The following is a 9,278-nucleotide window of genomic DNA, read 5'->3' as shown; positions in this document are numbered from 1 at the left end:
CGCCCCATGGCAACGAGGAACAGATGAAAATACAAATGGCCTGCTTCGAGAATACTTTCCGAAGACAGAAGATATGAACTCATGCACAAAAGATTATATTGAAACCTGTATGGAGAAACTAAATAAATGTCCACGTAAGTGCTTAGGTTGGAAAACACCTTATGAACTCTTCTTTAGCAAGGCGTTGCGTTTAATTTGACAATTCAAAGTACAAAAAATTTGGATAGGCAACACTTATTTAAACAGAACTTATAATTGCTGATATGAGACCTAATTTTATTACTGAAAATAGTTTGGAATATAGCATGAAGTGTAGTGATTCAAATTGAAGCATTATCAATGGGTATTCCTTTAAGAAGGATGTTCGTGGTGATGCTTTTTCCGTAGCTACTTAAAATTACATTGAATAATGATTTATGGAAATAAGTGTCACAAATGAACGATGCGAATTTACTTGGTTCATTGACGTACACAACAAAAGCGCAGCAACCATTTAAAATTGCATATGATTATACGAAAAATGGAAATATCGTGCAAGCTGATGTCAATGGCCAAGTGAGCAGCTTTGTTTATGATGCCAATGACCAATTAGAAGAAACACTGCCAAATGGTACAATGAATACGTATAAATATGACGCAGTTGGTAATCGTACAGCATCTAAAGTGAATGGCGAGAAAGCAACTTTCATGTATAATGATGCCAATCAAATTGTGGCGAAAAAAGAAATAGCTTATACGTATGATGCAGATGGTAACTTATTGAAAGATGAAAACTATAAGTATACCTACAATCAACAACAGCGCTTAACAAAAGTAACGACGCTAGACGACCAAACCATCGCATCGTACACATACGATGAAAATGGCTTACGTCTAACGAAAACAATTGGCGACACAACACATGAATACTTCTATAACGACGAAGTATTGGATAAAAAGGAACATCGTGTGAGGCCGTGAAAGTAAAGGATGTTGTTACGGAATACCGTTCATATGAATGGAATGGCTATACACCACTTGGTATGATTGTGAAAGCAAAAAATGAATCCGGTACATTTGAAACCGTAAAGGAAGGCGAGCCAGTACACAACGTCCTGTTGTTGGCTCGCCCAACTTGCGTCTAGCAAGCAGCAATTCATTACGAACCATCGTGGAGACGTACTAATTAAGGAGCATCGACTAAGTTCCGCACGTCCTGTGCGAACGTCGATGACACTCACATCGTGTGAGGCCCACATCCAGGTGATGATGACGAACCATTATCGCAAAATGGTTATAGCTATGCGAATGGCAATCCCGTGATGAATGTGGATCCGAATGGAGAAAAATCTCTCACTACAAAAATGAAAAACTCATTAAAATGGTTTATAAATGTGATTTTTAATGATTTTATTGATAATACTTTGACAAACGTAGTACTTATTCTAAGTGGTGGCGGAATAGGAGCTTGGATTTCTAGAAAAGCTGCTAAAAAAGGCTTTACTATGTTAGATAGAAAAATTGGAAAGAAAACGGTGAAGAGCTTTATAACGGGCGGTTTATTATCTTATGTGAGTGGAAGTTGGTTTTCAAAAGTAGGTGATTATATTAGTTATTGGGGTTCAAAACTTTGGAAGTATGAAAGTTGGTTTGATAGAAATTGGCTTGGGAAAAAAATTGACAATGGTCTACGATCAGCTAGAAACTATTTGATAAGGAAGATTTAGAAATGGACAAGTATAATTTTATAGTGTATAAAGCATTATTTTTCGAGCTTTTTATGATGAAGAAAAAAGCAATAGATTTAATTTTATCAAACCTATATAAATTAAATGATAAAAGAGAAATTTCTAGTTTATTGATTAATTTAGGGATGATTTATAATAAACTTGGCGAAAAAAAAAAAGCTAGTGAATATTTTATTAAAGGGTTGAGTTTAGTAGAAAAAGAAAAACTAGATTATCATTCAGATTTTCCTAAAATCCTAAGAATTATTAGTGAAAATTCGACTATAGAGGATAGTAAGCATTGGGAAAGAAATTTTAGAAAACGAATTAAAGATGATAAAAAGTTTAGCAAATGCTTTAAAGTATAGTTTTCACAAAGAAAGTTGAGCCAGCAAGCAATATCCTATTGTTAGCTCGCTCAACTTTACATCTAGCGAGCAACTCACAGAATGGTTATAGCTATGCGAATGGAAATCTGGTGATGAAGTTTGATCCGAATGGTCAAAGAACAAAACCAAATAGAATTTTGTATGCACTGGCAGTTGGAATAGGGTATGTTGTAGATGAGATTGTCTCTACGTTCACAGACTTCGCTTTTGTTCTTGCCTTAGTAGCTGATGCATTAAATTCATATAAAGATGTAAAATCTGCGAAAATAAAAACTCGTACTGAACAAGCTCGACGAATAATAGAGAATTCCGCTCTACTCAAAAAGAAAATTGAAAAAGAAGTAAGGGCGGCAGCAAGAAAAGCAGCTATTCAAGTATTTAAAAAATCTTTTAGTGGTTTATATTTACTAGGGAGATTTGGAATAGGAATTGTACAAGGGGGCGTAATAAGTATTTTAACTATGCAAATTGCTACAGAAATGTTTATTATTATGCTGAGTATGTTGTGAAAACTAGACTACATTGATAAATCTTACGGAGGAGTAAAATGGAACAAGTGAAAGCGATTGCATGGTATATATTTGCAAGTCTGCTTATTATAATAATACTTTATGCATATTTTGAAGAACTTAAAGGAAAAAGCGGGATTATTTCTTTATTTTTTAAATGGCTTTGTCTCCTAATAATAATAGGAGTTCTAATAACTATAATATATGTTATTATAGGTTTTTATTAGATGTATCTAGTAGAAAATGAGGATAAATTTTTCTATTTAGTTTACAGTACTTACTAAGGATTCTTGATTTTAAAGGAAAGGATAAATCATGAAATTTACTATATATTTTTATTACTTTTTAGTTTCAATAATTATATTAAATGCCAATAATATCACTCTAGATTCCCCACATATTTTTTCACTAATAATTATTAATATATCGATTGCGATTATATTGGTGAAAAAAATACACGATTCGGAAACAGATTATTCATTTAAATTAAAATATTTACTATTAGGTTTTGCATGTGCATATTTCTTCTATTATTTAGAAGGGTATATTCTAAATTAAGTAACTGAATTGTATTGTTGAACTATCCCATATACGTAAGCGCCAAATACAACACGCCTTCAACAAATTTAGCGGTCATGAGACAATCTTGAAAATGAATGTAGTTGGAGTTTTTTGGTTCTTTATCAAATAACGTTGGTGAAGAAAAAGGCACCGATCTCTAATCAGATCAGTGCGGAAACTTCAGTAACGTTATTTTTATTCAAAAAATAGAAAACAAGTGAGTTTCCCAATAGAATAAAAGTCTACCAAACCATACACTAAGGGGGGCTATTAACCATGAAATTCAAAATTTACTAGATATTCAAGACCCAAACATCCACTTCGCTATGAATTGCATCAATCAAAGGCTTTATAAAAGCAGAATGAGTAAATTTATTTCAGCCAAACTAACCTATACAGCTGGGAATTGCACTATTTTTGGCATGGCGAATAAAAATTTCTCTATAAATACGGCACGCAGGAGTTGGAATGGCAACAATAAATTGAACAAAAATTATATGGGCTGTAATTTAAATTCCGTAGGCGTTAAATAACCCAAAGTTCCATGAATACGGATGTTGTTAAACCAATGAACATAATCATTCAACTCAATCTCCAATTGGTCTACAGCAGAAAAGTTAGCCTGGTTTGCAAATTCTGTTTTAAATACTTTAAATGTTGCTTCTGCTACAGCATTATCGTAAGGACACTCTTTCATACTAAGCGAACGTTGGATATTAAATATTTCAAGTGCATCGTCAATCAACTTGTTATCAAATTCTTTTCCTCGATCCGTATGAAACATTTGTATATTATTCAAATTTGCAGAAATGCTTGCTAATGCTTTATAGAAAAGACTTGCAGTCTTGCTTTCTCCAACACTAGGGCCTATGATTTCACGATTAAAAAGGTCTACCAATAAACATACATAATGCCATTTCCCACTGACACGAACATATGTTAAATCGCTGACAACGACAGCTAATTCTTTTTCTTGAATAAATTCACGTTGCAACTCATTTTTTACGAGTGCCTCATTTGAACACGATTTATTCGGTTTAAATTGTGCCACTGTGTAATTTGAAACCAAACCTAACGCTCGCATTATACGACTGATAAGGCGTCGTGATGCACGTTTCGGCTTATCTAATTTTAATAACTCTCTTTTAATTTTACGCGTACCATAGTTATTACGGCTTTCTTTAAAAATGCGTTCAATCTCTTTTGAAAGTGCCATATCTTCTGTTTTTCGCTGTGAAGTAGCGTCTAAATTTATTTGATAATAATAAGTGCTTCTTTTAATCTCTAGGACGGCACACATTGCTGATACCGAATATTTGTGAGCATTATTACGAATCACATTTATTTTCGTCCCATGATCAGCGCTGCTTGCTTTAAAATATCATTTTCCATTAATAAACGTTGATTTTCTTTACGTAGCTTCTCCAATTCAATTTCTGCGTCTGTTCGATTATCTTTAGCAGCAAATGAACCTGTAGCTCGATGATTCTTAATCCATTTATCTAATCCCGAAGGGGTTAAATCATACTCACGAGCGATGTCAGCACGTGATTTCCCATTTTCATAAAGCTTCACCATTTGCAGCTTAAATTCAGGTGTAAAAGTTCGACGTTGACGTGGCATAGTAGCACACTCCTTTTAATTGTTAGTCTAAGTTTACAAGCCCTCATTTATTCTGTCTAACTTAGTGTAGCCTATCCATATTAGTGGTTTTTGGCTAAATCCAGGAAGCTCTATATTTAATTATTTAGATAGGAAAGATAAAAAGCCAAGAAATGGTTATTTTAATGGTTTTTAAGACTTAGAGGTGAGAATTATATTTAAATTATTTTTGAAAACACAAAAATTCTATATAGGGTTATTTGTCATTGTTTTTCTAATATCAGCAATAGCTTCATATATTTATATGGGTGGACCTAAATCTATAAGTGCAGTGCTAAGTGGAATAATTGGTTTTTGTCTTATGCAGTATCTAGCTTATAGAAATTTCAAAAAAGAAAATAACTTGAAATAAAAAGATTTCAAACAAGTAACATAATCTCATACTGACTAGATGTGGTACCTATTCCTATGAATAAAGAAAAGTTTGAATTTTAGTGTGGAATAGAGTGATTCAATGAAGAAATATAGTGGTATTACTTTAAAAAGAATACTCATGATAATGCTTTTTCTTTAGTTAATTAAATAATTTACTCGGTTCACTAACGTACACAACAAAAGCGCAACAACCATTTAAATTTGGCTATGAATTTACGAGGGCGGGTAATATCGCACAAACTGATGTCAATGGTCAAGTGAGCAGCTTTGTATATGATGCCAATGACCAATTAACAAAAGAAACCTTACCAGATGGTACGATGAACACGTATGATTATGACGCAGTGGGGAATCGTACAGCATCCGAAGTGAATGATGAGAAAGCGACTTTCACGTATAATGATGCCAATCAGATTGCGACGAAAAGTGAGACGGCTTATACGTATGATGCAGACGGTAACTTACTACAAGATGAACATTATAAAAGGAAGGTGAGCCAAGTTCGCAACGTCCTGTTGCAAGGCTCACCCAACTTGCGTCCAGCAAGCAGCAGCAACAACGTTTAACAAAAGTAACGACGCTAGACGACCAAACCATCGCATCGTACACATACGATGAAAACGGCTTACGTTTAACGAAAACAGTTGGCGATACAACACATGAATACTTCTATAACGCCGAAGTATTAGAGATGGAAGTTGTGAAAGTAAAGGATACTGTAACAGAATACCGTTCATATGAATGGAGTGGCTATACACCGCTTGGTATGATTGTGAAAGCGAAAAATGAATCCGGTACATTTGAAACCGTAAAGGAAGGCGAGCCAGTACACAACGTCCTGTTGTTGGCTCGCCCAACTTGCATCCTGCAAGCAGCAATTCATTACGAACCACCATGGTGATGTATTAATTAAGGAACATCGACTAAGAACCGCACGTCCTGTGCGAACGTCGATGGATCTCACATCGTGTGAGGCCGTGATAGTGAAGATCAAGAAGTTGGTGCATACACATATGATGCCTATGGAAATGTATTAACGGTCGAAGGTGACTTGGCGAAAGCAAATCCAGGTGAACGCTAGAAACGACGTCCTGTCGTAGCGTTTATCCAATCGTCGTCCAGACGACAGCGTTATGCAGGTTATTATTATGACGATGAGACGAAGAATTACTATTTACAAGCACGTTACTATAACCCAGCAAACGGAGCCTTCCTAGCAGAACATCGACTAAGATCCGCACGTCCTGTGCGAACGTCGATGACACTCACATCGTGTGAGGCCCACATCCAGGTGATGAAGATGAGCCATTATCACAAAATGGTTATAGCTATGCGGATGGGAAATATGTTCAGTATGTTCTTATGGGGGCTTATTTTGCTTATAGAATGTATAAAGTACGAAAAGTTTATAAAACTGTAAAAGGTGTTAAAAAAATCAAGACGGTTCATAAGACAAAAAGAGTAAAAGTATATAAGCGAGTACAATTAAAAGCCAGTGTAATTGCTCCTAAAATACATTCTATGCCTAGGATAGGTACTGCTCTAGAAAAAAGTGACGCACATCATCGAATGGCATCGTATTTAACGGTTAAACAATTAAGTAAAGGCAGAGTTTATACCAGCCGGAACAGAATGGGCCAAATATTTACCCATCTCAAAGTACGTGCTCTTTATAAGGGGCGAGAAGGCGTGGTTCATTATATTATTACTAAGGATGGTGAAATTAATCATCAATTGTGGACGAAAGGCACATCAAGCTATTTATCAAATTTTATTTTATAGAAGGGTGATTTTTAAAATGGAGAACATGTATGGAAATGAAATTTATGATGTACCTAAAAATGAATTAGAAATAAATCTACCATATACATTTATTCGAAAAAGTGACATTGATTTCAGTTGGTCGGAGCTTTATTGGGGATGGATGAATCGATTTATTTCGGATGAAACATTAATTGAAATAGCGGAACAGGAAGTTGTAAATGATATATTCTCAGAGGAAACACTTGAGCTAGCTTCTATTATGAAATCTGAAATATTTGTAGAACAAAAGAAAATAAAAGACTTAATTGAAAAAATAATAGACGAAAACCTATTAAGGAACAAACAGTTTATTTTGAACTGTAAAAATAAATATTTATTTGCGATTGCATCTTATCTTTATCAAAATTCGCTTTCAATAGAATGCGATCAGGGATATGAAACGATTTTAGCCTCTATTATAGAAGATTTCCGCGCGCCTTCCAAGTCCGCTGAAGAATTTTTGTTTGTACTATTGGAATGGGTGGCATATGGTATACGAGCTGATCAAGAATTAATGGAACCATGGCATGTCTTTTTAGAACAACAGCATACCTGTTTTTTCAATGAATGGAATGAAAAATGAAATATATGATAATTTTCGAAATATTAATAAACTAGTTACTCTAAAAACAGGTTCTGCTGCAAAGTTGAAAAATTAAAAAGAATTTCTATTCCTTAGTAGCATTTATGCAGGGACTCTTAGTAATTGATTTCATAAGTTTCTGAAAATCCAAAGTGAAAATAACATGCTCCCCTAATAGGTAGATAGATAAAAAAACAAAAATCTGTTTGCTTATTGGGGTATTTTTTATGGCGAGAAGTAAGTGTTGGTTTAAAATAAAGTTTGATCAAAATGAAGATAGAAACGTTGATTGATCAAACCAACCCCAAAATGGTTTTATAAAAAAGATTGATCAAAATAGCCATAATTAAAAGAAAGATTGATTAATACGTCGTTATAAAACCTTGATATGAAAGGATTCATCCTAAATGACATACGTTTTAATCAATCTTTTTTACAAACGGTATAACTTTATTTTAAATCAATAGTAAGCAAACAATTGAAAACAATATAAAGAAAACCAAATGTTAACTAATAAAAAATTTACATGGCATGAGGTTTGTGGAAAATATCGAATCTCTTCTCATAAGTAAGCGTAAAATAGCACCCACCTGTTTTTAGTGGAGCTATTTTTATACTATTTATGAATTTCGTATAGATACGTGGCAGTTGGTTGGAATTTTAGTTGACCAGGGTACTAACAAACTGAACAATGATTTATGGAAACAAGTGACACAAATGAACGATGCGAATTTACTCGGCTCACTAACGTACACAACAAAAGCGCAGCAACCATTTAAAATTGCATATGACTATACGAAAAATGGCATGTTGAAGATGAGCCAAGAGCGCAACGTCCATGTTGCAAGGCTCATCCAACTTGCGTCCAGCAAGCAGCACAAGCCGATCTAAATGGTCAAGTGAGTAGCTTTGTATATGATGCCAATGACCAATTAGAAGAAGAAACACTGCCAAATGGTACAATGAATACGTATAAATATGACGAAGTTGGGAATCGTACAGCATCCGAAGTGAATGGTGAGAAAGTGACTTTCACGTATAATGATGCCAATCAAATTGCGACGAAAAATGAGACGGCTTATACGTATGATGCAGATGGTAACTTATTGCAAGATGAACATTATAAGTACATGTACAATCCGCAACAACGTTTATCAAAGGTAACGACACTAGATGACCAAATCATCGCGTCGTACACATATGTGAAGAATGTGGATCCGGATGGGAAAGTAGCTTGGATGGTTATAGGAGCGCTAAGTGGTGGTTAACGGGAGTAGCAAGAGCTGGTGGTTTGTTGAATAGAGCTCTAAAGTATGGCTATTTAACTTCAAAAGAAGCTAAGTTGTATAAAAAATTATTAAGGCTAAACACTTTGTTTTAAATTATGTGGTAGACAAATCAACAAAGAAGTCTTGAAAAAAACATGGAATGATTTTGCTTAAAGTAAATTTTGAAAAGCAGGATTACCTATATAGTGGGGGAATATAATTTGATATATTTAGGAGCTATTTTTTGTGTAATTTCATTAACAATATTAATTGTTGATTTAAAATCAGAAAATGGTGTGTTTTGCAAGAAGAAAGTGCATAAGTTTGCAATGAAAAATACACAAGCTTGCCAGCCTTCAATTTAGTTTTTATCTTTGTCGCGATAAAGCGTTTGTAACTCTAAAACTATCTCCAGTAAAATT

Annotated in this window: 14 protein-coding genes and 2 pseudogenes; 15 read left to right on the top strand and 1 reads right to left on the bottom strand. The window is 34.2% G+C overall.

The features are described from left to right. The 8 genes and pseudogenes from DF281_RS14840 to DF281_RS13870 all read left to right on the top strand — a co-directional run. Positions 1 to 199, top strand: a 199-nt coding sequence (locus tag DF281_RS14840; protein ID WP_206058904.1) for an IS30 family transposase, incomplete at its 5' end; no start/stop codon positions are given. Between the two features lie 236 nt (positions 200 to 435). Continuing rightward, positions 436 to 960, top strand: a complete 525-nt coding sequence (locus DF281_RS13890; RefSeq protein WP_109350864.1) for a hypothetical protein — start codon at positions 436 to 438, stop codon at positions 958 to 960. After that, complete coding sequence (locus tag DF281_RS14800; protein ID WP_166636160.1) at positions 957 to 1,124, top strand: hypothetical protein; 168 nt, start codon at positions 957 to 959, stop codon at positions 1,122 to 1,124. Before DF281_RS13890 ends, DF281_RS14800 begins: the two co-directional genes overlap by 4 nt. Before the next feature lie 108 nt (positions 1,125 to 1,232). Continuing rightward, a pseudogene (locus tag DF281_RS15125) lies at positions 1,233 to 1,322 on the top strand (hypothetical protein); the annotation flags it as partial. After that, complete coding sequence (locus DF281_RS13885) at positions 1,299 to 1,706, top strand: hypothetical protein (RefSeq protein WP_109350863.1); 408 nt, start codon at positions 1,299 to 1,301, stop codon at positions 1,704 to 1,706. The pseudogene DF281_RS15125 and the gene DF281_RS13885, both read left to right, overlap by 24 nt. Before the next feature lie 2 nt (positions 1,707 to 1,708). Continuing rightward, on the top strand, positions 1,709 to 2,074 hold the full coding sequence (locus DF281_RS13880; protein WP_109350862.1) for a hypothetical protein: 366 nt from the start codon (positions 1,709 to 1,711) through the stop codon (positions 2,072 to 2,074). Between the two features lie 113 nt (positions 2,075 to 2,187). Continuing rightward, positions 2,188 to 2,604, top strand: a complete 417-nt coding sequence (locus DF281_RS13875; protein ID WP_109350861.1) for a hypothetical protein — start codon at positions 2,188 to 2,190, stop codon at positions 2,602 to 2,604. Between the two features lie 38 nt (positions 2,605 to 2,642). Next, a complete protein-coding gene (locus tag DF281_RS13870) occupies positions 2,643 to 2,831 on the top strand; it encodes a hypothetical protein (protein ID WP_109350860.1) in 189 nt (62 codons plus the stop codon). Between the two features lie 827 nt (positions 2,832 to 3,658). Here DF281_RS13870 and DF281_RS13865 read toward each other — a convergent pair. Continuing rightward, positions 3,659 to 4,788 (bottom strand): IS3 family transposase gene (locus DF281_RS13865; protein ID WP_109350859.1). Its coding sequence is split into 2 segments (ribosomal slippage): positions 3,659 to 4,542 and positions 4,542 to 4,788, totalling 1,131 coding nucleotides; the frame shifts between segments, so codons are not numbered across the junction. Positions 4,789 to 5,369: 581 nt separating this feature from the next. Between DF281_RS13865 and DF281_RS13860 the strand changes: the two are divergent. The 7 genes and pseudogenes from DF281_RS13860 to DF281_RS13830 all read left to right on the top strand — a co-directional run. Next, positions 5,370 to 5,768: pseudogene (locus tag DF281_RS13860) on the top strand (hypothetical protein); the annotation flags it as partial. Positions 5,769 to 5,893: 125 nt separating this feature from the next. Beyond that, a complete protein-coding gene (locus DF281_RS13855; protein WP_109350857.1) occupies positions 5,894 to 6,103 on the top strand; it encodes a hypothetical protein in 210 nt (69 codons plus the stop codon). Between the two features lie 204 nt (positions 6,104 to 6,307). Beyond that, the gene (locus DF281_RS13850; protein ID WP_370447850.1) at positions 6,308 to 6,622 is read left to right on the top strand and encodes a hypothetical protein; all 315 of its coding nucleotides are present in this window, start codon (positions 6,308 to 6,310) and stop codon (positions 6,620 to 6,622) included. After that, complete coding sequence (locus tag DF281_RS13845; RefSeq protein ID WP_133538441.1) at positions 6,565 to 6,984, top strand: hypothetical protein; 420 nt, start codon at positions 6,565 to 6,567, stop codon at positions 6,982 to 6,984. The genes DF281_RS13850 and DF281_RS13845 overlap by 58 nt, the downstream gene beginning before the upstream one ends. A gap of 16 nt (positions 6,985 to 7,000) precedes the next feature. Next, the gene (locus DF281_RS13840) at positions 7,001 to 7,588 is read left to right on the top strand and encodes a DUF2247 family protein (protein WP_109350855.1); all 588 of its coding nucleotides are present in this window, start codon (positions 7,001 to 7,003) and stop codon (positions 7,586 to 7,588) included. 648 nt (positions 7,589 to 8,236) lie between these two features. Continuing rightward, on the top strand, positions 8,237 to 8,479 hold the full coding sequence (locus DF281_RS13835; protein WP_109350854.1) for a hypothetical protein: 243 nt from the start codon (positions 8,237 to 8,239) through the stop codon (positions 8,477 to 8,479). Between the two features lie 8 nt (positions 8,480 to 8,487). Further along, on the top strand, positions 8,488 to 8,856 hold the full coding sequence (locus tag DF281_RS13830; protein ID WP_109350853.1) for an RHS repeat domain-containing protein: 369 nt from the start codon (positions 8,488 to 8,490) through the stop codon (positions 8,854 to 8,856). The last annotated feature ends 422 nt before the right edge of the window (positions 8,857 to 9,278 follow it).

It is taken from the genome of Kurthia zopfii (genome assembly GCF_003143955.1).
In the GTDB taxonomy this organism is placed as follows: Bacteria; Bacillota; Bacilli; order Bacillales_A; family Planococcaceae; genus Kurthia; species Kurthia zopfii.
This window is presented reverse-complemented; position numbering and strand designations above follow the sequence as displayed.